Below are 23,982 nucleotides of genomic sequence, written 5' to 3'. Positions count from 1 at the left end.
CGGGTTTGCCCGTGGTCTCCGGGTCGCCGAACACACCCAGGACGTCGTCGCGCAGCTGGAACGCCTCTCCCAGGGGAAGGGTGAACGCGGCGCACGCGGCCAGGAACTCGTCGTCCGCCCCGGCCAGCGGCTGCGCATCCCCGAGACCTCGAACCCCGCGGACGGGGAGGCGGCCCCCGCCCGGGGGAAGAACGCCCCGAAGCCGTCCCCCGCGGGCGGCAGCTCCACGCCCGCACCCGCCCGAACGCACCACAGCGTGGCCGCCGGGGACACCCTGTGGGACCTCGCCCTGCGCTACGAGGTGAGCGTGGGCGACCTCCTGCGGGCCAACTCGCTCTCCCCGAACGACGTGCTGCGCCCCGGACGCACCCTCGTGATCCCCGGTGCGGCGCCCGAGCACAGGGCGGACGCGGCGGTGTCGTCCCCCGCGCCCGAGCGCTCCGGGACCGCGGCACCGGACGAGGAACCCGCCGTGGGAGACTCCTTCGCGGGCCGCCAGTACCCCCGGGAGGTGGTGGACTCGGCCAACGCGCACCACGAGCAGCTGCGCTCGCGCGCCGTGCCGCCGCCGGCCCAGATCCGGCAGATGGTGGAGGCCACCGCCCGCGACATGGGCGTGGACCCGGCCCTCGCGCTGGCCCACGCGTCCCAGGAGTCGGGGTTCCGCCACGACGTCGTGTCCCCGGCGGACGCCGTGGGCACCATGCAGGTGGTGCCGGCCGCCGGCGACTGGGCCTCCGCCATGGTGGGCCGCGACCTGGACCTGCTGGACCCGCAGGACAACATCACCGCGGGCATGGCCATCATCCGGGCGCTGCAGGACAGGGCCCCGGACAAGGCCACCGGGATCGGCGCCTACTACCAGGGACTGCACGGCGTGACCACGTACGGTATGTATTCCGACACCAAGGCATACGTCAAGGCCGTGAGCGCACAGGAACGGAAATTTGCCCAGTAGCAGCATGAACGACCACCGTGTGGGGGCCCTGCTCGAGAACCGCTACCGCGTTCTCCGGCGGATCGCCCACGGGGGAACGGCGGCCGTCTACGAGGGCCTGGACGAGCGCCTCGACCGCCCCGTGGCCCTGAAGATCATGCACCCGCACTTCGCGGACGACCCCCGCTTCGTCACCCGGGCCGAACGCGAGGCGAAGGCCGCCGCCCGGCTCCACGACCCCCACGTGGTGGCCGTGCTGGACCAGGGGCGCACCGACGACGGCGTGCTGTACCTGGTGCTCGAGTTCGTGGACGGGCCCACCCTGCGCGAGGTCGTCGCACGCGAGGCGCCGATGGACCCGCACCGCGCCCTCGAGCTGCTCGTGCCGGTGCTCCGGGGCCTCGCCAGGGCGCACCGCACCGGCCTGGTGCACCGCGACGTCAAGCCCGAGAACGTCCTGCTCACCGCGGACGGGCAGGTGAAGGTCGCGGACTTCGGCCTCACGCGCGCCGTGGACGACCACACGACCAGCACCACCGTGCTGGGCACCGTGGGCTACGCCGCGCCAGAGCTGGTGGGCGACGGCCCCGTGGACCAGCGCAGCGACGTGTACGCCGTGGGCATCATGGCCTACGAGATGCTCACGGGCTCCCGCCCGTACACGGGCACGGCCCTGCAGGTCGCCACCGCGCACGTGAGCCGGGACGTGCCCGCCCCGAGCGGGATCGCCGCGGGAGTGTCCCCCGCCCTGGACGAGTTCGTGCTGCGGGCCACCTCCCGCGACGCGTCCCGGCGCCCCGCGGACGCCGCCGAGCTGCTGGACCTCGCCCTCGCCGTGCGACGCTCCCTGCCCGCTCCCGCGGATCCGCCGCTCCTGGGGGAGGCGGCCACCGAGGTCTTCGTTCGAGGTCCCCACTCTCCCACCGGCCATCCGGAGGAGGCACCCACCGAGGCCGTTGGCGCCGGCACCGCGGACGGCTCCGGGGAGGAGGCCACCGAGGCCATGGGCCCCGGGGTGCAGGACCTGCCCACCGAGGCCATCGGCACCCTCATGCAGGAGGCTCCCACGGAGGCCCTCGGGGCGCCTTGGCACGACGCCCCCACGGAGGCCCTCGGCACCTCGGGGCACGAGGCCCCCACCGAGGTCGTGGGCGCGAACGCCGGGGTGCCCCCCGGAGGTCACGGCACCCCGATCCTGCCCGCCTACGAGGAGGACGCCACGGGCACGGTGGCGCTCACCCAGGTGGGGTCCACGGCGCACCGCTCGCCGCACGAGCCGCGTGTGCGCCTGAACCCCCCGGCCCAGCCGCTGCACGTGGCCCTCGTGCTCGTGGTGTTCGCGCTGCTGCTCACGGTGGCGGCGTTCCTGGGCTGGTGGCTGGGCTCCGCGCCCGGGACGGCCACCGCCACGGTCCCCCCGGTGGCGGGGCAGGACACCGCGGCGGCCGAGCGCACGCTGAACGCCGCGGGGATCTCCAACGTGGGCGTGAGCACCACCCCGAGCCGCGAGGCGCCCGAGGGCACGGTGATCTCCACCGATCCCGCCGCGCCCGCCACCGTCCGGGGGATCGAGCAGGTCAATCTCCTGGTCTCCTCCGGTCCCGCCCAGGTGGACGTTCCGGCCCTGACCGGGATGTCGGCCGACGACGCCGGGGCGGCCGTGAGCGCCGCGGGTCTCGGTCTCGGCGGGGTCACCCGGGAGTACTCGACGCGGCCGGCGGGCACCGTGCTGTCCCAGTCCCCCGAGGCGGGCAGCCGCGTGGACGAGGGAACGCAGATGTCCCTCACCGTGGCCACGGACTCACCGCAGGGACCGGTCCCGAACGTGGTGGGCAAGGACGCCGAGACGGCGCGGACCACCCTGGAGGAGCAGGGCTACACCGTGCAGATCGACTCCCCCGTGGGCTCGCACCTGAACCGCGTGGTGCGCCAGCGCGAGGACGGCGACACCGTGGTGCTCACCGTCCTCTGAGCCCCCGCGCGGTTCCCGACCGGCCGTCGGCACAGGACGCCCAGGTGCCCGCGCCGGACGGCCGGGGCCCGGCGCGGGGACACGACCGTCAGTGCTGGGCGGAGAGGTACTCCGCCACCAGGAACGCGATCTCGAGCGACTGCTTGTGGTTGAGCCGCGGATCGCAGAGCGTCTCGTAGCGCTCGGCGAAGGAGGACTCGGCCACGGGGTCCGAGCCGCCGAGGCACTCGGCAACGTCGTCACCGGTCATCTCCACGTGGATGCCGCCGGGGAACGTGCCGAGCTCTCGGTGCACCTCGAAGAAGCCGCGCACCTCGTCCACCACGTCCTCGAAGTTGCGGGTCTTGTACCCCGACGCCAGGGACACGGTGTTGCCGTGCATGGGATCGGTGACCCAGACGGGCTTCGCACCGGAGTCCTCGACCGCCTTGATGACCGGGGGCAGCTTCTCCCGGATGTTCTTCGCGCCCATGCGGGTGATGAACGTGAGACGTCCGGGCTCGCGGTCGGGATCGAGAGCGTCGATCAGGCGCAGTGCGTCGTCGCCGGAGGTGCCGGGGCCGAGCTTGACGCCGATCGGGTTGCGCAGCCTCGAGAGCAGGTCCACGTGGGCGCCGTCGAGGTCGCGCGTGCGCTCGCCGATCCACAGGAAGTGGCCCGACGTGCCGTACGGCAGGTGCGTGCGGGAGTCGATGCGCGTGAGCGCCCGCTCGTAGTCCAGCAGCAGGGCCTCGTGGCCCGCGAAGAACTCGGTGGTCTTGAGGGCGTCGAAGTCGGAGCCGCACGCGGCCATGAACTTGACGGCGTGGTCGATCTCGCGCGCCATCGACTCGTACCGGGCGTAGGCGGGGTTCGCCGCGAAACCCATGTTCCACGCGTGCACGCGCCGCAGGTCCGCGAAACCACCCTGGGTGAAGGCGCGGATCAGGTTCAGGGTGGAGGCCGAGGTGTGGTAGCCGCGCAGCATCCGGCGGGGATCGTGGACGCGGGACTCCTCGGTGAAGTCGAAGCCGTTGACCATCTCACCGCGGAACGAGGGCAGGGTGACGCCGTCGCGGGTTTCCTCGTTGGAGGAGCGCGGCTTGGAGAACTGCCCGGCCATCCGGCCCATCTTCACCACGGGCATGGAGGCGCCGTAGGTGAGCACCACCGCCATCTGCAGCAGTGTGCGGACGCGGCCGGAGATCTTGTCCGCGGTCGCTCCCGCGAACGTTTCCGCGCAGTCGCCGCCCTGGAGGAAGAAGGCCTCCCCGTTGGCCACCTGGGCGAGACGTTCCCGGAGGGTGTCCACCTCCCCGGCGAAGACCAGGGGCGGGACCGCGCCCAGCTCCTGGATGGTGGCCGCGAAGTCCGGGTGCTCCGCCCACTGGGGATGCTGCCCGATGCTCCTTCCCCGCCACTCGTCGAGTCCGGGGTAGTCCGCCGCGCTCGGCGAGGGGGTCATCACGGATCGGAGCTGTTCAGGCAGGGTCTCGGAACTCATTCCCCCAGTCTAGGCCGTGGGGCCAGGGGTCCCGTCATCCGCCCCGGAGTCCGTCCCGCCATGCGGACGGCGGTGCAGGGTGTCATTGAGGTGACCGGCCTGCTGGGACACCGCGCCCGTGACGGAACGGCCCTTGTCCCTGGTGGCCTGGGCCACCTCCTTGGCCTGCGCCAGCAGTGCGGAGGTCTTCCCTTCCGCCATCCGGCGCTTGTGCTCGGTGGCGTAGACGTCCGCGACCTCCTGGCCCGACAACCGCTGGATGGCGGCCATGATCTCGTCCGTCACTCGCCGCAGCGTGGCGTGGTCCCCCTGCTGTCCCCTCAGGTGGGAGAAGTCCATGGGCTCGCCGAAGATCGTGGTGATCCGGGCGCGGCGGGGGTCCGGAAAACGGGAGCCCAGCGGCTGCATCTTGTCCGTGCCGATCATGGCCACGGGGATCACGGGGGCTCCGGACTCCAGGGCGAGGCGGGCCACTCCCACCTTGCCGCGGTAGAGCCGCCCGTCCGGGGAGCGGGTGCCCTCGGGGTAGATGCCCAGCAGCTTGCCCTCGGCCAGGGCCTGGCCCCCCGCGCTCAGGGACTTGGCGCTGGCCTGACCGCCGCGGCGGTCCATGGGGATCTGGTTGATCGCCTTGAAGAACGCCGCCGTGAGGCGCCCCTTGAGGCCAGGGGTGTTGAAGTACTCGGACTTGGCCAGGAAGAAGACCTGCCGGGGAACGGCCACCGGCATGAAGATGGTGTCCGGCACCGAGAGGTGGTTGCTCGCCAGGATCGCGGAGCCGTGGGACGGGACGTGCTCCAGACCGATCACGGTGGGTCGGCATACCCTGTTGACCACGGGTGCCACCACGTAGTTCCTGAGGAACATGTACACCATGAGCGTGTGCCCTTTCGTCGGCGCGGGTCGCGGGCCCGTTCGGCCCGTTCGGCGGGACGCCCGGTCCAGTGGCCCCGGTCGGTCCCGGGCGATTCTCTCATGCGGGTGGCGGCGGCTGGCACAATGGCGCCATGTCATCGGATCTGCAACGACACGACTCCCTGAACCTGCCCGGCACCTCCTCCGTGGGGGTCCTGGTGCTCCACGGCTTCAGCTCCACGACCGCTTCCGTGGCGGACTGGGCCCGGGCGATCCACACGGCCACCGACGCCGCCGGCGCGGCTCCCGGGGTGAGTGTGCCGCTGCTGCCGGGCCACGGAACCCACTGGCAGGACCTCGCGGCGCAGCCGTGGCAGGCGTGGCGCGACGCCGTGGACGAGCACTACTGGCAGCTGCGGCAGCGGCACGAGCACGTGGTCGTGTGCGGGCTGTCCATGGGCGGGGCCCTCGCCCTGCACACCGCGGCCCGCCGCGAGGTCGCCGGCGTGCTGCTCGTGAACCCCGCGCTGTCCCTGGTGAACAGGGCGGCGCGGTTCAGCCGGGTGCTCGCCACCGCGGTGCCGTCCTACGCGGGGATCGGCAGCGACATCCGCAAGGAGTCCGTCCTGGAGGCGGCGTACGACCGCACGCCGCTGGCCGCGGTGGCGCAGCTCAACGTGCTCATGCACCGCACGGTGCAGATGCTGCCGGCGGTCACCGCCCCGGCGATCGTGTTCCGCTCCGAGGTGGACCACGTGGTCTCGGGTGCCTCCGCGGACCTCGTGGCGCAGCGCACGCGCGGTCCGGTGCGGGTGGTTCCCCTGCCGGACAGCTACCACGTGGCCACCCTGGACCACGACGCGCCGCTGGTCGAGCAGACCTCGCGGGACGCCGTGCAGCGGGTGTGCCGCGGTCTGCCGCTTCTGCCGGAGACGGCGTGAGCTCCCGGGACGCGTCAGAGGATCCCTTCGAGAGCATCATCCGGTCCAACACGTGGGACGACGTCCCCGGGGACGACGAGGACATGGAGCCCTGGGCCGAGGACCTCGAGTGGGTTCCCCGGGAGCAGCCCCCGGAGGACATCCCGGAGGAGCTGGACGAGGTCGATGCGGACGCCGTCTACGATCCCGATCCCGGCCCGGTGACGGGCGGGGTGTCCCCCGCCATGCTGCGCGCGCTGAGCGTGCTGCTCGCGGTGCTCGTGATCATGCTGGGGCTCACCGTGCTGCCCGGTCCGCTGCCCGGCGTGGTCTGGGGCGCGGGTCTCGCCGGAACCGTGGCCGGGCTGTTCCTCGTGTTCCGTGCCCTGCCGGAGGACTCCCCCGAGGACGACGACGGTGCGGTCCTGTGACGCCCGTGTCCCACCGCGGGCAGGGCGACACGGTTCGACCCCGCTTATGTGGACACGTCCACCAACGCCGCGGTGTGAAGGTGAACACACCGTAAACTGAGACTCAATCTCGCCAGGAAGGTACCCCCATGAGACGCGTCAGTGCCCCGGCCATCGTCGATCCCCTGCCCTACCCCGGCATCGCCCACATCCTCGAGGAGCGTGCCCGCACGCAGCCGGATCTGGTGCTCTACACGATCCTCGCCCCGGGGCGGGAGCGGGACGTCACCGCTCGTGAGTTCCGCGCCGAGGTGGTGGCCCTCGCCCGCGGGATGGCCGCCCAGGGCATTCGCCCCGGGGACCGTGTGGGTCTGCTGAGCCGCACCCGCTACGAGTGGACGCTCGTGGACTTCGCCCTGTGGTGGCTCGGTGCCGTCCCCGTGCCGGTCTACGACACCTCCTCCCCGGACCAGATCGCGTGGATCCTCTCGGACTCGCACGCCACGGCCGTGTTCGTCGAGACGGACGAGCTGGCCGGGCGCGTGCGCGAGGCCCACGGCATCACCCCCTTCCCGGCCGAGCAGCGCATCCGGGTGTTCGACACGGACGACGCGCAGATCTCCCTGGACGCCGTGGTGCGGGCGGGCGCCGGGCGCGAGGACCTGCAGACCCCGTACGACGGCGTGAGCCTGGACGACGCCGCCACGCTCATCTACACGTCCGGGACCACCGGACCGCCCAAGGGCTGCGAGCTGACCCACCGAAACTTCGTGGCGTGCTCCCAGAACACGATCCCCGTGGCCGGGGAGCTCATGCACGAGGGAGCGCGCACCCTGCTGTTCCTGCCGCTGGCCCACGTGTTCGCCCGGTTCGTGGAGGTCACCTCCCTGGACGCCGGCATCGCTCTGGCACACACCCCGGACGTCTCCCAGCTCATGGACGACCTCGCGCGGTTCAAGCCGACCTTCATCCTGGCGGTGCCGCGGGTCTTCGAGAAGATCCTGGTGGGGGCCCGCTTCAAGGCCCAGGCGGGCTCACCCGTGAAGAAGATGATCTTCGAGCGCGCGGTGGCCACGGCCGCCGCGTGGTCCAAGGCCTCCCAGCAGGGGCACGTCTCCCCGTGGCTCGCGGCGCGCCACCGCCTCTACGACAAGCTGGTCTACTCCACCCTGCGCGAGGCCATGGGCGGGGAGGTCCGCTACGCGGTCTCGGGCGGGGCGGCGCTGGGCGAGCACCTCGCGCACTTCTTCAACGGCATCGGCGTGTACGTGGTAGAGGGCTACGGGCTCACCGAGACCACGGCGCCCATCTCCGCGAACGTGCCGAGCATCAACCGGCTGGGCACCGTGGGCCACCCCATGCCCGGCAACGAGGTGGCCATCGCGGAGGACGGCGAGATCCTGGTGCGCGGCGTGAACGTCTTCGAACGCTACAACGGGCTGCCCGAGAAGACCGCCGAGGCCTTCCACGACGGCTGGTTCGCCACCGGAGACCTGGGGCACCTGGACGACGAGGGCCTGCTGACCGTCACCGGCCGCAAGAAGGAGATCATCGTCACGGCGAGCGGCAAGAACGTGATTCCCACGATGCTGGAGGATCCCATCCGCGCGACCGCCACGGTGGGGCAGATCATGGTGGTGGGTGAGAACCGCCCGTTCGTGGCCGCCCTGATCACGCTCGACCCCGAGACCCTGGCCAACGTCCTGCCCACCCTCGGGCTGGACCCGGGCCTGAGCATCGCGGAGGCGTCCCGGGAGAAAGCCGTGATCGAGCACGTGCAGCGGATCGTGGACCACGCGAACACCAAGGTCTCGCGCGCTGAGGGCATCAAGGCCTTCCGGATCCTGGACCGCGACCTCACCGTGGAGGACGGCTACCTCACGCCGTCCCTCAAGCTCAAGCGGGCCGTGGTCGCCGAGGACTTCACGGACGTCATCGACGACATCTACGCAAGGTAGCCCCCGCGACCACGACGCCGCCCGCACCCACCGCCCCGGGGTGCGGGCGGCGTCGTCGTTCAGTCCGCGCGCTGGCCCGGGACGTCCAGCCCGAGCAGCGCGTTCTCCACGACCTCGGCGAGGGCGGGGTGGATCCAGTACTGTCCGCGCGCCATCTCGTGGACGCGCAGCCCGAAGGCCATGCCCTGCACGAGCGGCTGGATCAGGTTGGACGCCTCCCGGCCGATCAGGTGCGCCCCGAGCAGCTCCCCGGTGCCGGAGTCCGCGATGAGCTTGCAGAGACCCACGTGGTCCTCCATGGCCCACCCGTACGCCACGTCGCCGAAGTCCTGCACCTTGACGGCGATCTCGTGGCCCGTGCGCTCCGCCCAGGCCCGCGCAGCACGCTCGGTCATGCCCACGGACGCGATCTGCGGCTCCGTGAATACCGCGGCGGGCACGAAGCGGTGGTCGGTGCTGTGCTGGTCGTCCGGGTGGACCACGTTGTGGGAGACCACCCTGGCCTCGGCGTTCGCCACGTGCTTGAGCTGGTGCGGGGAAGACACGTCGCCGAGTGCCCAGAGGCCTTCGACCGGCTGCCCGCCCGAGAGCACCCGCTGCTGCTCGTCCACGGCGAGCAGCCCGCGCTCGGTGACGTCAAGGTGGGCCGCTCCGGGGTTCAGGGTGTCCGCGTTGGGGATGCGCCCGGTGGCGAGCAGCACCACGTCTGCGGTGCGCTCCCACTGCTTCCCGGAGCCGTCGCTCGCGTCCGCCGAGACCGTGAGCCGGCCGTCCTCGGAGGTCCGGATGCCCGTGAGGCTCCACCCCAGCTGAAGGTCCCAGTGCGCGGCGGCCTCACGGGTGAAGCGCTCGGCGATCGTGTCGTCGTGGGCGCGCAGCAGGCGCTGCGAGCGGTTGAGCTGCGTGACCGAGGAGCCGAGGCCCTGGAACACGTGGCAGAACTCGGCCGCGATGTAGCCGCCGCCCACCACCACCACGTGCCGCGGCAGCTCCGGTATGCGCATCACCGTGTCCGACGTGTGCACCCCCGGCAGATCCGTGCCGGGCACGTCCGGGACGTGCACGCGGGAGCCGTTGGCCAGCACGATCCGGGGGGCGGTGATCCGCTCCCCCGAGTCCGTCTCCAGCACGCGGGGCTCCACGAAGTGCACGTACTCCTGGATGACCGTGACGTTCTCCAGCGAGCGCCGGTAGTCGAGCCCGCCCTCGGAGATCGCGTCGATCCGACCGAAGATCCGGTCCCGCATCCCCGACCAGTCCACGCCGTCGACCGTGGCGTCCAGCCCGAGCCGCCCGGCGTCCCGTGCCTGGTCCGCCACGGTGGCGGGATACACGTACATCTTGGTGGGGATGCAGCCCACGTTGAGACACGTGCCCCCGAAGCGGCCGGGTTCCACGATGGCCACGTCCAGGTCCCGGTACTCGTCCGTGAGCAGCGAGTTGCCCGAGCCGGAGCCGACGATGATCAGGTCGAAAGATCGCATGGGCCCCATGCTAGGACGCCACCCCGCACACGGGGTGCGGGGTGGCGTCCGTTCAGCCCACGGCGTGGCCGCGGTGGGAATCCCTGCGCATCACTGGGGGTCGATCACCAGGACCAGGTCCCCGCCGCTCACGTGCGCGGTGTCGGCGAGCGCCACGCGGGATACCGTTCCGCCCACGGGAGCCGTGATGGAGGCCTCCATCTTCATGGCCTCGATCGTGGCCACCGAGTCCCCGGCGGAGACGGTGTCGCCCTCCGAGACGGTGACCGTGACCGCGCCGGCGAACGGCGCCGCCACGTGGCCCGGCTGGGACGTGTCCGCCTTCTCGGTCTCCACGGCCTGCGACTTCACGGACTCGTCGCGGATCTCCAGCAGGCGCAGCTGGCCGTTGAGGGTCACCATGACGGTGCGCATGCCCTTCTCGTCCGGTTCGGAGATGGCCTGCAGGGTCACCAGCAGGCGCACACCCTTGCCCAGCGAGATCACGTGCTCGTGGTCCTGGTCCAGGCCGTAGAGGAAGTCGCGCGTGTGCAGCACGGAGACGTCACCGTACTTGGTGCGGGAGGACTCGAAGTCCTTCGTGGGCCCCGGGAACAGCAGGCGGTTGAGCGTGGCACAGCGCACCGCACCGGGCTGCTCGAGCGCCTCGCGGTCCTCCGCCGAGAGCTCCTCGTCCGCGAGGTTCACGGTGCGTCCCTCGAGGGCCTTGGTGCGGAACGGCTCGGGCCAGCCCGCGGGCGGGGTCCCCAGCTCCCCGGCCAGGAAGTTGATCACCGAGGCCGGGATGTCGAACTTGCGGGGGTCCGCCTCGAACTCCGCGGGGTCCACGTCCATGCCCACGAGCTGCAGGGCGAGGTCCCCCACCACCTTGGAGGACGGCGTGACCTTGACCAGGTGCCCGAGCATCTTGTCCGCGGCGTAGTACATGTCCTCGATGGCCTCGAACTTCTCACCCAGGCCCAGTGCGATCGCCTGCTGCCGCAGGTTGGAGAGCTGTCCGCCCGGGATCTCGTGGCGGTACACGCGGCCCGTGGGGCTCGTGAGCCCGGACTCGAAGGGCTTGTAGATCGAGCGCACGACCTCCCAGTAGGGCTCCATGTCGCTCACGACGTCCAGGCCCAGGTTGGTGTCGCGCTCGGTGTTCTCCAGCGCCGCCACGAGCGCGGAGCCGGAGACCTGGGACGTGGTCCCCGCCATCGACGCCGCCGCGACATCGACCGCGTCCACGCCCGCCTCGGACGCGGCGAGCAGGGTGGCCAGCTGACCGCCCGCGGTGTCGTGGGTGTGCAGGTGCAGCGGGAGGTCGAAGCGCTCGCGCAGCGCCGTGACGAGCCGGCGTGCCGCCTCGGGGCGCAGCAGACCCGCCATGTCCTTGATCGCGAGCACGTGGGCCCCGGCGTCCACGCACTGCTGCGCGAGATCCAGGTAGTAGTCCAGCGTGTAGACGGTCTCGTCCGGGTCCAGCATGTTGCCCGTGTAGCACAGGGCCACCTCGGCCACCGCGGTCCCGGTGGCGCGCACGGCCTCGATGGCCGGGCGCATCTGCTCCACGTCGTTCAGCGCGTCGAAGATGCGGAAGATGTCCACACCCGTCTCCGCGGCCTCCGCGACGAACGCGTTGGTCACCTCCACGGGGTACGGCGTGTAGCCCACGGTGTTCCGCCCGCGCAGCAGCATCTGGATGGGGATGTTGGGCATGGCCTCGCGCAGCAGCCGCAGCCGCTCCCAGGGGTCCTCCCCCAGGAAGCGCAGCGCGACGTCGTACGTGGCGCCGCCCCAGGCCTCGACCGAGAGCAGACCCGGCAGCAGGTGGGCGTAGGCCGGGGCCGCCGCGAGCAGGTCGCGGGTGCGCACCCGCGTGGCCAGCAGCGACTGGTGGGCGTCGCGGAAGGTCGTGGAGGTCACCGCGAGCGGCTCGTACTCACGCAGGGCGCGGGCGAAACCCTCGGGGCCCTTCTCCTGCAGCACCTGGCGCCATCCCGAGGGCACCTCGTGCTGGGAGGGCCCGTCGAAGGGGCTGCGGTAGGGCTCGTCCCTCTTGTCACCCGGGTAGTGCGGAAGCTTGTCACGCGGGTCGATGCCGTCCACGCGCTCACCGTTGGGCTTGTTCACCGTGATCTCGGCCAGGTAGTTCAGGGCGCGAGTACCACGGTCCGCCGAGCCCTTGCCCTTGAGCAGATCCGGGTGGTTCTCGATGAAGTCCGTGGCCACGTCGCCGGCCAGGAAGTCGGGGTTGTGCAGCACCGACTGCAGGAACTGGATGTTCGTGGCGATCCCGCGGATGCGGAACTCCGCCAGCGCTCGCCGGGCGCGCAGCACGGCGGTCTCGTAGTCGCGGCCACGGCACGTGAGCTTCACCAGCATCGAGTCGAAGTGCGGAGAGATCTCGGCACCCGCGTACAGCGTGCCGCCGTCCAGGCGCACGCCGGCGCCGCCCGCGGAGCGGTAGGCGGAGACCTTGCCCACGTCCGGGCGGAAGTCGTTCGCGGGGTCCTCGGTGGTGATGCGGCACTGCAGCGCCGCGCCGCGAACCCGCAGGCCGTTCTGGCTGATGCCCAGGTCCTCGAGAGTCTCCCCCGCGGCGATCCGCAGCTGGGACTGCACGAGGTCCACGTCCGTGATCTCCTCGGTCACGGTGTGCTCCACCTGGATGCGCGGGTTCATCTCGATGAACACGTGCTGGCCCGCGCGCTCACCGGCGGTGTCCACGAGGAACTCGACGGTCCCGGCGTTCACGTAGCCCAGCTCCTTGGCGAACTTCACGGCGTCGCGGTGCAGGGCGTCCCGGATCTCGGGGTCCAGCTGCGGGGCCGGGGCGATCTCGATGACCTTCTGGTGGCGCCGCTGCAGGGAGCAGTCGCGCTCGAACAGGTGCACGATGTTGCCCTCGTTGTCCGCGAGGATCTGCACCTCGATGTGCCGGGGGCGCAGCACGGCCTGCTCGATGAACACCGTGGGATCACCGAAGGCGGTGTCCGCCTCGCGCATCGCCGCGTCCAGGGCGCCGGGCAGCTGCTCGGGGCTCTCCACGCGGCGCATGCCGCGCCCGCCGCCGCCGGCCACGGCCTTGACGAACACGGGGTAGCCGATCTTCTCGGCGGCCGCGATCAGCGCGTCCTTGTCCGATGAGGGCTCCGAGGAGTCCAGGGTGGGGATCCCGGCACGCCGAGCGGCACGCAGCGCCTCCACCTTGTTCCCGGCGAGCTCCAGGATCTCGGCGCGCGGACCCACGAACGTGATGCCCTCCGCCGCCGCGGCCCGGGCCAGCTCGGGGTTCTCGGACAGGAACCCGTAGCCCGGGTAGATGGCATCCGCCCCGGACTCCTTGGCCACGCGCACGATCTCCGCCACGTCCAGGTACGCCCGGACCGGGTGGCCCTCCTCACCGATGTTGTAGGCCTCGTCGGCCTTCTGCCGGTGGATGGAGTTGCGGTCCTCGTGGGGGAACACCGCCACGGTCCCTGCGCCGAGCTCGTACGCCGCGCGGAAGGCGCGGATGGCGATCTCGCCACGGTTGGCCACCAAGATCTTGGAAAACATGACGTCCGTTTCCGTGCACGGCCGCAAGGGCGCGCGCACTGGGTGAGGAGTTGATACCGGCTCTCAGCTTACGTGAGCCAGACCTCACGGGAGCGTGATCCGGTGATCGTGTCACGGCACGTCTGCCCTGTCCCCCGAAGGGCACCGATTAGCATGTAACGGGGCGGCGGACAGCCCCCCTTTGGGTTACAGAAGGGTCATCCGTGCAGATCGTCAGCATCAGCAGCCTCAAGGGCGGCGTGGGCAAGTCCTCCGTGGTCCTGGGGCTGGCATCCGCCGCGTTGGACGCCAGGATCCCCACGCTGGTCGTGGACCTCGACCCCCACGGGGACGCCTCCACGGCACTGGGTGTGCACGCGCGCGCGGGCCACGAGGTGGGCACCGTGCTCCGCCGGCCCCGCAAAGGCGCTCTCGCCTCGGTGGCCGAGGCCTCGCCCTGGACCACGCACCCCATCACCCCGGACACCTCCACGGCCGGCCCCCGCGCCTGGGCGCCGGATGCCGCCCGCACCACGCGCGTTCCCATGCTCGACGTCGCCCCGGGGTCCGCGGCGTCGTCGCACCTGGACCACGCGGCGTACCGGCCGAAGGACCTGAAACGGCTGGAGACCGCTCTGCGTGGGCTGGACCGCTACGAACTCGTGCTCGTCGACTGCCCGCCCACCCTCAGCGCGCTCACCCGCATGGCGTGGGCGGCCTCCCACAAGGTCCTCTCGGTGGCCGAGCCGTCGCTGTTCTCCGTGGCCGGGACGAAACGCACCATGAGCGCCCTGGCGCAGTTCGAGTCCTCCCGCATCTGGGCCGTGCCCGAGGCAGGGGTCGTGGTCAACAGGGTGCGCAGCGCCTCCCAGGAGCAGCAGCACCGGCTGCGGGAACTCCGGGACCTGTTCGGGCCGCTCGTGGTGGACCCCGTGCTGCCCGACCTCCCGGTGGTGCAGCAGGCTCAGGGGGCGGCGTGGCCCGTGCACCGCTGGCCGGGTGCGGAAGCGGCCGAGATCGCCGGACGCTTCACCGCCGTGCTGGAGGGGCTCACGCGCTGAGGCGATGCCCTCCCGGTCAGCCGGCGTTCTTCGTGCGACGCCGTGCGCGACGCGCGGAGAGCTCGTCCTCGGGGAACGGCCCCGCGGCCTCCGCGGCACCCTCCAGGGAGGCATGCTCTGCGGGCATGGAGGCCAGGGTGGCCTCCACCTCGCGCCACACGCGGCCCACGGCGATGCCGAACACACCCTGCCCGCCCTGGACGAGGTCGATGACCTCGTGGGGGGAGGTGCACTCGTAGACACTCGCGCCGTCGGACATCAGGGTCAGCCGGGTGAGGTCCTCGATGCCCCTGAGACGCAGGGCGCCCACGGCGGAGCGGATCTGCTGCAGGGAGACGCCGGTGTCGAGCAGCCGCTTGACCACCTTGAGGACGAGGATGTCCCGGAAGCTGTAGAGACGCTGCGAGCCGGATCCCTTGGCGCCGCGCACCGTGGGCTCCACGAGGCTGGTGCGCGCCCAGTAGTCGAGCTGCCGGTAGCTGATGCCGGCGGCCTTGCACGCGGTGGGTCCGCGGAAGCCCACGGTCTCGTCGAGCGCGGTGAGGTCGTCCGAGAACAGCATCTCCTGCGTTCCCCCGGCCAGGGAGGATGCGCGCAGCTGCGCCGCGTCCAGCGGCAACTCAGGATTGCTCAAGCGTCCTCCTCGTGCGTGGGGCGGGCAGGAGACGGCCCACCATGCTCCCCCGACGGTAAACCCCCGGCTGGAACGGGTCAAAGACATCCGGTGCGGTTCAGGTCGTGTCGGCGTGGGAGGCGCACCCCGTGTGCACCGGGGCGGTCAGGACTGGAAGTCGTCCGGGTCCACATGGTCCAGGAAGTCGCGGAACTCCCTCACCTGGGCCTCCGCTCCCCCTGGCGACTCCGCCGCCTGCTCCCGCAGCTCGCCGTCCGGGCTGAGCACCAGCCCCGCCTCGTCCAGCACGGCCGAGGAGCACAGGATGGGGCACCCGGTGCGCGCCGCGAGGGCGAGCGCGTCCGAGGCCCTGGCATCCACCACGGTGGCGTCGTCGAAGGAGATGGCCGCGTAAAACACCGTGTCCTCCACGGTGTGCACCACCACTCGGGTGATGCTGCGGCCCAGCCCCCCCACCACCGCCAGCAGCAGGTCGTGGGTCAGCGGGCGAGGGGGCTCGATCCCCTGCAGGGCGAACACGATCGACGTGGCCTCGTTGGTGCCCAGCCAGATGGGCAGACGACGGGGCCCGTCCAGTTCCCGCAGCACCACCACGGGCTGGCCCGTGGGGACGTCCATGCGCACCCCCGCGATCTCCATGTGGACGTCCGCGCTCACGTGTCGCTCCCGGAGGAGTCCGGGGTGTGGAAGGAACGCACCGTGTCGTCCACCTGGGTGGTGACCACCGCGGACATCACGGAGAGGCACAACGCCGCGATCTCACGGGCGCGCAGCACGGCCCTGCGTCGGGTCTCCGGATCGCGTCGCGTGCGCAGCGGCGCCACGCTGCCGTCCACCAGTGCCACGACGCGCTCGGAGGCACCCCGCAGCACGCGCAGGTGCCGGGGCTCGATGCCGTAGCCGCGGAGCTTCCCGGCGGCCACCGCCACGGCCAGGGCGTGCTCGTCGTAGGCGCCGGAGCGCTCCACGATCAGCCCGTGGGTCAGCAGCTCGCGCAGCAGCGGGACCTCCGTTCCGGATCTCGCGGCGAGCTCGCGCAACGAGTACCGGGCCGAGCTCGGGCGAGGCGGGTCTCCGGCGTCGGCGGCCCCTGGCTCCGCGGCGTCCACCGGCACCCGAGGACGCTGCCGTTCGGCGCCGGCGGCGGGGTCCTCCCCGCGGTCCAGGCGTTCCCTGATGACCCGCAGCGGAAGATACCTCTCCTGCTGCAGACTGAGCACCGTGGTGAGACGCTCCACATCCTGCTCCGAGTACTTGCGGTATCCGGACGCGGTGCGGTGCGGGTGCACAAGACCCTGGTCCTCCAGGAAACGCACCTTCGACGCGGTCAGATCCGGGAAGCGCGGCTGCAGCTGACGCAGCAGTGCGCCGATGCCGACACGGGCGGTCTGCGGGAGTCCGGTCTCAGGCATGGAGGGTGTCAGGACCCGTTCTGCACGGAGTGGTAGAACGTGAAGCGGAACTTGCCGATCTGCACCTCGTCACCGTTCTCGAGCACCTTGGTGTTCACGCGGTCGCTGTTGACGTACGTGCCGTTGAGCGAGGCCTGGTCCACGATCTCGAAGGTGTTGTTGCGGCGGATGAACTCCGCGTGCCGCCGGGAGACGGTGACGTCGTCCAGGAACACGGAGCACGCGGGGTGGCGTCCGGCCACGACCTCGTCCCGGTCCAGCAGGAAGCGCGCACCCGTCAGCCCACCGTTGGTCTCGAGCAGCAGAGCAGACCCCGGGGGAAGCGAGGCCACGGCGTTCTGCTCACCCTCGGTGAGTTTGTGGTGCGCGGCGGTGGAGAGCACGTCCGCGACGATCTGGATGGACGTGGTCTCCGGGCCCGACTGCGCGCCCGAGTTCTCTTGATTAGGCATGGGTTCCCCTCAGCTCACGTGGAAGTTCGAGTCTAGTCCAGCAGCTGCTGGTAGGCCTGCGCGTCCAGCAGGTCGGCCGTGGCGTCCTGGGACTCCACCCGCACCGTGAAGAGCCAGCCGGCCTCGTAGGGTGCGTCGTTGAGCAGCCCCGGGGTGTCCGAGAGCTCGTCGTTGACGGAGACGATCTCACCGCTGACGGGAGCGAAGAGGTCGCTCACGGACTTGGTGGACTCGATCTCCCCCACCACGTCCCCCGCCGTGACGGAGTCCCCGACCTCCGGCAGCTGGACGAAGACGACCTCACCCAGCTCACTCTGGGCGTGGTCGGTGATGCCCACCTTGAAGGTGCTGTCGTCGTTGAGGTCCTGGACCCACTCGTGCTCTGCCGTGTACGCGAGTTCCGCGGGAATGTTGGTCATGCCGGTCAGTTTAGGGCACATACGCGGCAGTAGCGCACATCACACGCGTGCGTGTGCAGTGCAACCGTGTCGCCCTCGCCCAACACGCTCCGTGCGCAGCGCCACGAATGGGTGTCCGGGGGCCGCCACCGGGGTATTTTGGCCCGGTGCCCATCACCGAGGCTTTTCGCCAGGCGGCGATCCGCGTCCACACCCACGGCTCCCGGATCCGCCGGACCGTCCCCACGATGAGGTCCCGCCGGGACCCCCTGCACGTCCACGAGCTGACCCCGGGGCGTTCCGCGCGTCTGATTCTCTCCGCGTTCCTGCTGGCGCTGCTCACGGGAACGGGTCTGCTCATGCTGCCGCTGGCCACGGTGGCCCCGGGCAGCACGGACGTGATCACGGCGGCCTTCACCGCCACCTCGGCGCTGTGCGTCACGGGGCTGATCACCGTGGACACCGCCACGTACTGGACCCCGTTCGGCCAGGTGGTGATCATTTGTCTCATCCAGGTGGGCGGGCTCGGCGTCATGACGTTCACCACCATGCTGGGAATCCTGCTGTCCCGTCGGCTCGGTCTCTCCGCCCGGCTGCTGACCAGCGCGGAGACCAAGTCCGGTGGCGGAGCGCGCCTCGTGGTCGCACGCATCGTGGGGACCACCCTGGTCATCGAGGGCACCGCGGCCACCATCCTGTTCCTGCGGTTCCTGCTGCACTACGACTATTCCGTGGGCACCGCACTGTGGCACGGGGTCTTCCACGCGGTGTCAGCGTTCAACAACGCCGGTTTCGCGCTCTACACACTCAACGTGATGGACTTCTCGGGCGACGCCGTGGTGCTGCTCACCCTGTCCTCGTGCGTGATCCTGGGCGGCCTGGGTTTCCCGGTCCTCGCCGAGCTGCGGCGGCACATCAGGATTCCGCACCGGTGGAGCATGAACACCCGCCTGGTGCTGTTCGCCACCCCGCTGCTGCTCCTCAGCGGCACCGTGTTCATCCTGGTGCTCGAGTGGAGCAACCCGGCCACCCTCGGGTCGCAGTCCCCCGCCGTCAAGGTGCTCAACGCGTTCTTCCAGTCCACGATCTGCCGCACCGCGGGGTTCAACAGCATCGACATCTCCCAGATGCACCCCGTGTCGTGGCTCGGCATGGACATCCTCATGTTCATCGGCGGTGGCCCTGCGGGCACCGCCGGCGGGCTCAAGGTCACCACGTTCGGCGTGCTGTTCTTCATCGCGCTCACGGAGATCCGGGGCGGTGCCGCCGTGCCCGTGCTCGGCAAGCAGCTCTCCCGCTCCGTGCAGCGCGAGGCGATCACGGTGGTGGTGCTGGCCGCCGGGGCCGTCATCGGAGGGTCCATGCTGCTCATGCTCACGGACCAGTCCCTGGGACTGGACCGGGTGCTGTTCGAGGTGGTCTCCGCGTTCTCCACGGTGGGTCTGAGCACTGGGATCACGCCCGCACTGGAGCCCTTTGCCCAGTGCGTGCTGATCGCCCTGATGGTCATGGGCCGGCTGGGTCCGGTCACCGTGGCCGCCGCGATCGCCTACGGTCGACGTCCGCCCTCGTTCGGCCTGCCCAAGGAACGGCCGCTCATCGGCTGATCCACCCGCTCCCGCGCTGATCCGGCACGACGCCGCGCAGCGCTTTCCCGGCATCCCGCCGCCGCAGGACGCCCCACCCCGGAAGGAAGTCCCATGTTCGGTTCCCAACTCTCCGAGATCTCCCGTCGAGGCATGTCCGACGCCGTGGCCGTGATCGGGCTGGGTCGGTTCGGGGGTGCCCTCGCCCTGGAGCTCATGCGCAACGAGACCGACGTGCTGGGCATCGACCACGACCAGGCCACCGTGCAGCGCTTCAACGGCAAGCTGACCTCGGTGGTGCGCGCGGACGCCACGGACGAGGACGTGCTGCGCGAGCTGTCCGTGGACGAGTTCGAGCGCGTGGTGGTGGGTATTGGCTCCAACATCGAGGCGAGCATCCTCACCGCGTCCCGGCTCGTGAAGTTCGGGTGCCCGGGCATCTGGGCCAAGGCCCTCACCGAGCCGCACGCCGAGATCCTCACGCAGCTGGGCGTGCAGAACGTGGTCAACCCCGAGAGCGACATGGGCACCCGGGCAGCGCACCTGGTGCAGCACCGGATCCTGGACTTCGTGCCGATCGACGACGGCCACGCGCTGGTCCGCTGCACCCCGCCGGAACCCATCCAGCAGCGCCCCATGGACCTGCTGAACGTGAGGCAGCGGCTGGGGGTCTCGGTCGTGGCCGTGTGCCGCCCGGGCGGGCAGTGGGAGCCCATCGAGGCCGGGACCATGCTCTACGACGACGACCAGATCCTGGTGACGGGGCCCACCCGGAAGGTGGAGCACTTCTCCAACCTCACCTGACCGGCCACTCCCCCGACGTTCGGATCCGTCCGCCCCTGAGGCGGCGATGAACCTGCCGCACCGGTCCCGGGCATCGCCGCAGGTCTCCCAGGGCCGGGCGTTGCAGGACGGCGGGTCTCACAGGAACCGGGTGAGGCGGCGCAGCTCGCGTGCGGCGGCCGGAGCTGGGGACCGGTTGACGATACCCGTGAGATCCACGGGCACGGCGGCATCGTTCTCCGGGCCGATGGCCACGACCACCGAGTGTGGCGCCGCGCCCGCCGGCCGCGGTGCCCGCTCGACCGTGACGAACCCTGCCACGGAGTGCGCCACGTAGCGGCGGGCTCCGCGGACCGTGGGCACGTCCACCACGGCCTTGACGCGGTAGACCTGCGCCGGGGGATCCTCCAGCAGGTCCGCGAGCGCCGCCGGGTCCACCGTGGCGGGCACGTCCAGGCTCGCGGCGCGGTGGTGGACGTGGTGCGCGTGCCCGCCGGCGGTGCCGAGCTCCCACAGCGGGAGCTGGCCGCCCTCGGGCACGGCACGCTCCGCGGCGTCGAAGAACAGTCGGGGGTCCACGGCTCCCCACGGTGCGTCGAGCACCATGGCGTGGGGATTGGCCTGCGCGATCCGCTCGCGCACGCGCGCGGACTCGTGGGGCTCCGCCACGTCGGTCTTGGTGAGCAGCACGAGCGCGGCGGCCTTGACGTGCTGCGCGAGGTCCCAGCCGCGCTGCTCGGCGTGGGGCACGTGGGCGGCGTCGACGACCTCCACGAGACCGCCGAAGCGGACGGAGTCCACGGTGCTGCCCAGCACGAGCTGGAGCAGCGCGGGCGGTTCCGCGATCCCCGAGCCCTCGATGACGATGGCGTCGAGGTCCAGTGCCGGGCGGGACAGGGTGCGCAGTGCGTCGTCCAGCTGCGCGGGGTCCTGCAGGCAGCACAGGCAGCCGCCCGCGATCGACAGGGGTTCCGCCACGTGGCCCGCCACGAGACCGGCGTCCACGTTCACGTCCCCGAAGTCGTTGATCACCACTCCCACACGGCCCCCGCCCGTGGCCAGGACGTGGTTGAGCACGGTGGTCTTGCCGGCGCCCAGGTAGCCGGTGAGGATCAGCACGGGGACGGTACGGGTCACGGGGCTCCTTCCACGCGGTGCGATGACGTGGGGGCGTTGCGCCGCGGGCACCGCAGGCCACCGCCACCACGGACCGACGGTGTTCTGTTCACGGGGCCAGCAGTGTGCCCCGGCCGAGCCGCAGTACGCAAGACGTCATCCGCGCGCGGCCGAGCTGAGCCGGTCCACCGCCTCCACGATCGTGTCCGGGGAGCACGCCAGGTTCATGCGCGCGAAACCCGCTCCCCCGGCACCGAACGTGGGGCCTGATGACAGCGCCACCTTGGCGTGCTCCGCCGCGTGCTCGGCAGGGTCGTCCCCCCAGCCCAGGTCCCGCATGTCGAGCCAGGCCAGGTACGTGGCGCTGCCCCGGCGGAACCGGACCTGCGGCAGCTTGTCCGCGAGCTGGCGCTCGAGCAGCGCGATGTTGCTCTCGATCACCTCGATGGTCGCGTCCAACCAGTCCGTGGCGTGCCGGAAGCCCTCCTGCGTGGCCAGCAGGCCCATGATCCCCGTCCGGTAGGACACGGCGTCGGGCACCGTGGCCAGCCACTGGGCCATGGGCTCGGAGTCCACCACGAACATGGCGGCCTTGAGCCCCGCGAGGTTGAAGGCCTTGCTCCCGGAGGCCGCCGCGACACCGTGCCGACGGGCGGCGTCGGACACGGACAGGTACGGGGTGAAGGTGGCACCGCGGTGCGTGAGCGGTGCGTGGATCTCGTCACTCACCACGTGGGCGCCGTGCCGCTCCACGATCTCGGCGAGCTCCGCCAGCTCCTCGCGGTCGTGGACCAGGCCCAGCGGGTTGTGGGGGTTGCACAGCAGCACCGCGCGGGCGCCCGCGGCCAGCGCGGCGTCGATGCCGGGCAGGTCCAGACGGTACGCGGCGCCGTCGTCCCGCAACGGGACCTCCACCGGGCGGCCCCCCGCCTCCGCGACCAGGTGGTAGAACGGGGCGTACACCGGCGGGGGGAGGACCACGCCCTCGCCGGGACGGATGAGCCGGCGCAGCGCCTCCACGATCACCACGGTGACGTCCGTGGTGTACATGATGCGCTCGGGATCCGGCCGCCAGCCCCAGCGTGCGGCCGCGAAGTCCGCGTACGCCTGCGCCGCACCGCGGTCCGCCGTGGCCGCGTATCCCGTGTCGTTGTTCTCGATCGCTGCCTCCAGCGCGGCCTTGACCGGGGGCGGCGTGGGAAAGTCCATCTCCGCGATGAACATGGGCAGGACGTCCTCGGGGTAGCTGCGCCACTTGGTGCTCGTGCGTCGGCGCAGGGAGGGCATCTGGTCGGCGGTGGTCATGGGGTCCCTTCGAACGGTGCGCGGCGGGGACGTCACGAGCTGGTGAGCTTGTGGGCCTGCCCCAGCCGCAACAGGTCCAGCGTCTTCTCCTGCTCCTCGGCGCGCTCGCACAGCCGCCGCAGCAGATCACGGTCCAGCCTGTCGTCCGGAGCCTCCAGGAGCATTCGCCACCCTAGCCGCTTCGCGTGGACGGCGGCCACGAGAGCCTCCAGCTCCTCGATGTCGGACAGCGGCGAGCGCCTGCTGATCCGTTCGTTCGGCTTGAGCCGCGCGAGCCTCTCGGCCGCGCGCGCGGGAAGGTCCTTGAGCCCCGCCGGCTGGACCCCCACCGAGGCCATGACCTGTTCCAGGGCGACCTGGTCCTGCGCGATGTCCTCCGCCATGCGACCCACCGCCTCGCGCACCTCGGCGTCCCCGTGGAACTCGGCCACGCGGCGGAACGCGTCCACTCCCGCGGCCGATCCGGCGTGGTGGTCCTGCAGGTAGGTGGTGATGACGCTGCTCATGGTGCTTCCCTTCCTCTGTGTGCTTCCAGCCAAGCACGCCACCCCACCACCCCACCACCCCCGGGCGGGTGCGGGTCGGTCGGACGACGCCGCGCGTCACGGCGCCGCGGGAGGCACCCCCGCGGCGTCGTCCGGCCGCGTCGTCCGGAGGTGGTCACCGGGGCGCTGCGTCATACTGGGGGCGACGCCGCGCGGGGGACGTGGCCGCGGCACCGAGGCTTCACGATCTGGGGGGGATCATGACACCGGAGACTTTCATCGACTTCACCGCGCCCAACGGCATGCGGTCCTGGTACCACGTGTGGCGCACGGGCACCGCGGGGTTCCTGTACTACTTCGACGGCGACTACTGGGACCTGGACGACACCTCGATCAACTGGCCCGAGGAAGGGGACCTCGCCCGGCTCGCCGTGGCGGCGCAGGCCCGGAACCTCATGCTCGTGGCCGTGAACACCCCGGACACGGACGGCCGCGGGGACGGGTACACGTGGTGGGAGGACTGCAAGGGCAACGGCAAGTTCTTCCGTGCGCTGCACGAGCACCTCGTGGCGCGGCACCCGGACGTGGACTCCTCGACCATCTGGCTGATCGGCTACAGCGGGGGCGCGGAGTTCATCACCTACGAGCTGCTCGACCGCGGCATCGAGGGCATGGCCCGCGGCGGGGCCGTCATCATCGGGGGCGGCGGGGCCGACGCGCCGGTGGCCTGCAAGAAGAAGGCCCGCCCCTGCATCGGCTCCACCGCCATGCACTGGTGGGTGGGTGAGCTGGACGTGGACGGCGCCACCAACCCGCCCGAGTGGAGCGCGCTGGGCGCCGCCGAGGAGGGCGTGGCGGCGTACCGTGCGGCGGGTTTCGACACCCACCTCCACGTGCTGCCGGGCGTGGACCACGAGGGGTACGACGCCGTGGCGTGCCTGTCCCACGCGCTGGCGCCGGTGTCGCGCACGGCGGGGCTGCGCGCTGCACTGTCCGACGGGTGGGTGCGGCTCACGAAGAACACGTGAGGGGCCTGGCAGGCACGAAAAACCCCGGTAGGACGACCGTCCTACCGGGGTGATTGGTCGGGATGACAGGATTTGAACCTGCGACCCCTTGACCCCCAGTCAAGTGCGCTACCAAGCTGCGCCACATCCCGCGACCGTGCTCAGCCCTGGGGAACCAGCGCCGAACACTTGGGATACATTACCC

Annotated in this window: 21 protein-coding genes, 1 tRNA gene and 1 pseudogene; 9 read left to right on the top strand and 14 right to left on the bottom strand. The window is 71.4% G+C overall.

Annotated elements, in window-relative coordinates; all coding sequences use genetic code 11:
• Positions 1–127, bottom strand: a pseudogene (locus D9R02_RS06220) (polyprenyl synthetase family protein); the annotation flags it as partial.
• Positions 128–586: 459 nt separating this feature from the next.
• Here D9R02_RS06220 and D9R02_RS12440 point away from each other — a divergent pair.
• Complete coding sequence (locus tag D9R02_RS12440; protein ID WP_438819414.1) at positions 587–958, top strand: lytic transglycosylase domain-containing protein; 372 nt, start codon at positions 587–589, stop codon at positions 956–958.
• A gap of 4 nt (positions 959–962) precedes the next feature.
• The gene (locus D9R02_RS06210) at positions 963–2,909 is read left to right on the top strand and encodes a protein kinase domain-containing protein (RefSeq protein ID WP_121566554.1); all 1,947 of its coding nucleotides are present in this window, start codon (positions 963–965) and stop codon (positions 2,907–2,909) included.
• Between the two features lie 88 nt (positions 2,910–2,997).
• Here the strand turns inward: D9R02_RS06210 and D9R02_RS06205 are convergent, their stop codons facing one another.
• Both D9R02_RS06205 and D9R02_RS06200 read right to left on the bottom strand, forming a co-directional pair.
• Positions 2,998–4,392, bottom strand: a complete 1,395-nt coding sequence (locus tag D9R02_RS06205) for a class II 3-deoxy-7-phosphoheptulonate synthase (protein ID WP_039100798.1) — start codon at positions 4,390–4,392, stop codon at positions 2,998–3,000.
• Between the two features lie 9 nt (positions 4,393–4,401).
• Positions 4,402–5,268 carry a lysophospholipid acyltransferase family protein gene (locus D9R02_RS06200; protein WP_121566553.1) on the bottom strand — a complete coding sequence of 289 codons (867 nt, stop codon included), beginning with the start codon at positions 5,266–5,268 and terminating at the stop codon, positions 4,402–4,404.
• Positions 5,269–5,399: 131 nt separating this feature from the next.
• On the opposite strand from D9R02_RS06200, the gene D9R02_RS06195 reads away from it, so the two are divergent.
• From D9R02_RS06195 to D9R02_RS06185, 3 genes are all read left to right on the top strand, one after another.
• Positions 5,400–6,188: an alpha/beta hydrolase gene (locus D9R02_RS06195; protein ID WP_047978313.1), complete on the top strand. Its 789-nt coding sequence runs from the start codon at positions 5,400–5,402 to the stop codon at positions 6,186–6,188.
• Positions 6,185–6,598 carry a hypothetical protein gene (locus D9R02_RS06190; RefSeq protein WP_039100795.1) on the top strand — a complete coding sequence of 138 codons (414 nt, stop codon included), beginning with the start codon at positions 6,185–6,187 and terminating at the stop codon, positions 6,596–6,598. Before D9R02_RS06195 ends, D9R02_RS06190 begins: the two co-directional genes overlap by 4 nt.
• 128 nt (positions 6,599–6,726) lie before the next feature.
• A complete protein-coding gene (locus tag D9R02_RS06185; protein ID WP_102613894.1) occupies positions 6,727–8,535 on the top strand; it encodes an AMP-dependent synthetase/ligase in 1,809 nt (602 codons plus the stop codon).
• Positions 8,536–8,594: 59 nt separating this feature from the next.
• Here D9R02_RS06185 and D9R02_RS06180 read toward each other — a convergent pair whose 3' ends face one another.
• Both D9R02_RS06180 and D9R02_RS06175 read right to left on the bottom strand, forming a co-directional pair.
• Positions 8,595–10,019, bottom strand: a complete 1,425-nt coding sequence (locus tag D9R02_RS06180) for a mycothione reductase (protein ID WP_183085955.1) — start codon at positions 10,017–10,019, stop codon at positions 8,595–8,597.
• 90 nt (positions 10,020–10,109) lie between these two features.
• The gene (locus D9R02_RS06175; protein ID WP_121566551.1) at positions 10,110–13,559 is read right to left on the bottom strand and encodes a pyruvate carboxylase; all 3,450 of its coding nucleotides are present in this window, start codon (positions 13,557–13,559) and stop codon (positions 10,110–10,112) included.
• A 203-nt stretch (positions 13,560–13,762) separates the two neighbouring features.
• On the opposite strand from D9R02_RS06175, the gene D9R02_RS06170 reads away from it, so the two are divergent.
• Entirely contained in the window at positions 13,763–14,599 is an 837-nt protein-coding gene (locus D9R02_RS06170) for a ParA family protein (RefSeq protein ID WP_121566550.1), read from the top strand.
• A gap of 16 nt (positions 14,600–14,615) precedes the next feature.
• On the opposite strand, the gene D9R02_RS06165 is transcribed toward D9R02_RS06170, so the two are convergent.
• The 5 genes from D9R02_RS06165 to gcvH all read right to left on the bottom strand — a co-directional run bounded on the left by D9R02_RS06165 (position 14,616) and on the right by gcvH (position 17,516).
• Entirely contained in the window at positions 14,616–15,161 is a 546-nt protein-coding gene (locus tag D9R02_RS06165) for a MerR family transcriptional regulator (RefSeq protein ID WP_223110124.1), read from the bottom strand.
• A 216-nt stretch (positions 15,162–15,377) separates the two neighbouring features.
• Positions 15,378–15,890: a bifunctional nuclease family protein gene (locus D9R02_RS06160; protein ID WP_121566549.1), complete on the bottom strand. Its 513-nt coding sequence runs from the start codon at positions 15,888–15,890 to the stop codon at positions 15,378–15,380.
• Positions 15,887–16,645, bottom strand: a complete 759-nt coding sequence (gene ftsR / locus D9R02_RS06155; RefSeq protein ID WP_070636541.1) for a transcriptional regulator FtsR — start codon at positions 16,643–16,645, stop codon at positions 15,887–15,889. The genes D9R02_RS06160 and ftsR overlap by 4 nt, the downstream gene beginning before the upstream one ends.
• A gap of 8 nt (positions 16,646–16,653) precedes the next feature.
• Positions 16,654–17,097: an FHA domain-containing protein gene (locus tag D9R02_RS06150; RefSeq protein ID WP_019311010.1), complete on the bottom strand. Its 444-nt coding sequence runs from the start codon at positions 17,095–17,097 to the stop codon at positions 16,654–16,656.
• Between the two features lie 32 nt (positions 17,098–17,129).
• Positions 17,130–17,516, bottom strand: a complete 387-nt coding sequence (gene gcvH, locus D9R02_RS06145) for a glycine cleavage system protein GcvH (protein ID WP_019311009.1) — start codon at positions 17,514–17,516, stop codon at positions 17,130–17,132.
• Between the two features lie 146 nt (positions 17,517–17,662).
• On the opposite strand from gcvH, the gene D9R02_RS06140 reads away from it, so the two are divergent.
• Positions 17,663–19,102, top strand: a complete 1,440-nt coding sequence (locus D9R02_RS06140; protein WP_083310898.1) for a TrkH family potassium uptake protein — start codon at positions 17,663–17,665, stop codon at positions 19,100–19,102.
• Positions 19,103–19,195: 93 nt separating this feature from the next.
• Positions 19,196–19,885 carry a potassium channel family protein gene (locus tag D9R02_RS06135; RefSeq protein WP_039101427.1) on the top strand — a complete coding sequence of 230 codons (690 nt, stop codon included), beginning with the start codon at positions 19,196–19,198 and terminating at the stop codon, positions 19,883–19,885.
• Positions 19,886–20,002: 117 nt separating this feature from the next.
• Here the strand turns inward: D9R02_RS06135 and D9R02_RS06130 are convergent, their stop codons facing one another.
• The 3 genes from D9R02_RS06130 to D9R02_RS06120 form a co-directional block, all read right to left on the bottom strand.
• Positions 20,003–21,001 (bottom strand): CobW family GTP-binding protein, encoded by a 999-nt coding sequence (locus D9R02_RS06130; RefSeq protein ID WP_102613897.1) that lies wholly within the window; start codon positions 20,999–21,001, stop codon positions 20,003–20,005.
• Between the two features lie 135 nt (positions 21,002–21,136).
• Positions 21,137–22,285 (bottom strand): MalY/PatB family protein, encoded by a 1,149-nt coding sequence (locus D9R02_RS06125; RefSeq protein WP_121566548.1) that lies wholly within the window; start codon positions 22,283–22,285, stop codon positions 21,137–21,139.
• Between the two features lie 32 nt (positions 22,286–22,317).
• Positions 22,318–22,791, bottom strand: a complete 474-nt coding sequence (locus tag D9R02_RS06120) for a hypothetical protein (protein ID WP_102613899.1) — start codon at positions 22,789–22,791, stop codon at positions 22,318–22,320.
• Positions 22,792–23,030: 239 nt separating this feature from the next.
• On the opposite strand from D9R02_RS06120, the gene D9R02_RS06115 reads away from it, so the two are divergent.
• The gene (locus D9R02_RS06115; protein ID WP_121566547.1) at positions 23,031–23,798 is read left to right on the top strand and encodes an alpha/beta hydrolase; all 768 of its coding nucleotides are present in this window, start codon (positions 23,031–23,033) and stop codon (positions 23,796–23,798) included.
• A 54-nt stretch (positions 23,799–23,852) separates the two neighbouring features.
• On the opposite strand, the gene D9R02_RS06110 is transcribed toward D9R02_RS06115, so the two are convergent.
• Positions 23,853–23,929, bottom strand: a tRNA-Pro gene (locus D9R02_RS06110).
• Positions 23,930–23,982: the final 53 nt, after the last annotated feature.

This window comes from Kocuria rhizophila, from assembly GCF_003667225.1.
Classification (GTDB): Bacteria; Actinomycetota; Actinomycetes; order Actinomycetales; family Micrococcaceae; genus Kocuria; species Kocuria rhizophila.
The sequence above is the reverse complement of the archived record's forward strand: the minus strand, read 5'-3'. Positions and strand labels throughout refer to the sequence as shown.

Coding starts and splice junctions, on each gene's coding strand:
- D9R02_RS06180 (WP_183085955.1), bottom strand. CDS start 10,019: ATGCGATCTTTCGACCTGATCATCGTCGGCTCCGGCTCGGGCAACTCG.
- D9R02_RS06200 (WP_121566553.1), bottom strand. CDS start 5,268: ATGGTGTACATGTTCCTCAGGAACTACGTGGTGGCACCCGTGGTCAAC.
- ftsR (WP_070636541.1), bottom strand. CDS start 16,645: ATGCCTGAGACCGGACTCCCGCAGACCGCCCGTGTCGGCATCGGCGCA.
- gcvH (WP_019311009.1), bottom strand. CDS start 17,516: ATGACCAACATTCCCGCGGAACTCGCGTACACGGCAGAGCACGAGTGG.
- D9R02_RS06165 (WP_223110124.1), bottom strand. CDS start 15,161: ATGCTGTTCTCGGACGACCTCACCGCGCTCGACGAGACCGTGGGCTTC.
- D9R02_RS06150 (WP_019311010.1), bottom strand. CDS start 17,097: ATGCCTAATCAAGAGAACTCGGGCGCGCAGTCGGGCCCGGAGACCACG.
- D9R02_RS06185 (WP_102613894.1), top strand. CDS start 6,727: ATGAGACGCGTCAGTGCCCCGGCCATCGTCGATCCCCTGCCCTACCCC.
- D9R02_RS06205 (WP_039100798.1), bottom strand. CDS start 4,392: ATGAGTTCCGAGACCCTGCCTGAACAGCTCCGATCCGTGATGACCCCC.
- D9R02_RS06135 (WP_039101427.1), top strand. CDS start 19,196: ATGTTCGGTTCCCAACTCTCCGAGATCTCCCGTCGAGGCATGTCCGAC.
- D9R02_RS06195 (WP_047978313.1), top strand. CDS start 5,400: ATGTCATCGGATCTGCAACGACACGACTCCCTGAACCTGCCCGGCACC.
- D9R02_RS06210 (WP_121566554.1), top strand. CDS start 963: ATGAACGACCACCGTGTGGGGGCCCTGCTCGAGAACCGCTACCGCGTT.
- D9R02_RS06125 (WP_121566548.1), bottom strand. CDS start 22,285: ATGACCACCGCCGACCAGATGCCCTCCCTGCGCCGACGCACGAGCACC.
- D9R02_RS06175 (WP_121566551.1), bottom strand. CDS start 13,559: ATGTTTTCCAAGATCTTGGTGGCCAACCGTGGCGAGATCGCCATCCGC.
- D9R02_RS06120 (WP_102613899.1), bottom strand. CDS start 22,791: ATGAGCAGCGTCATCACCACCTACCTGCAGGACCACCACGCCGGATCG.
- D9R02_RS06115 (WP_121566547.1), top strand. CDS start 23,031: ATGACACCGGAGACTTTCATCGACTTCACCGCGCCCAACGGCATGCGG.
- D9R02_RS12440 (WP_438819414.1), top strand. CDS start 587: ATGGTGGAGGCCACCGCCCGCGACATGGGCGTGGACCCGGCCCTCGCG.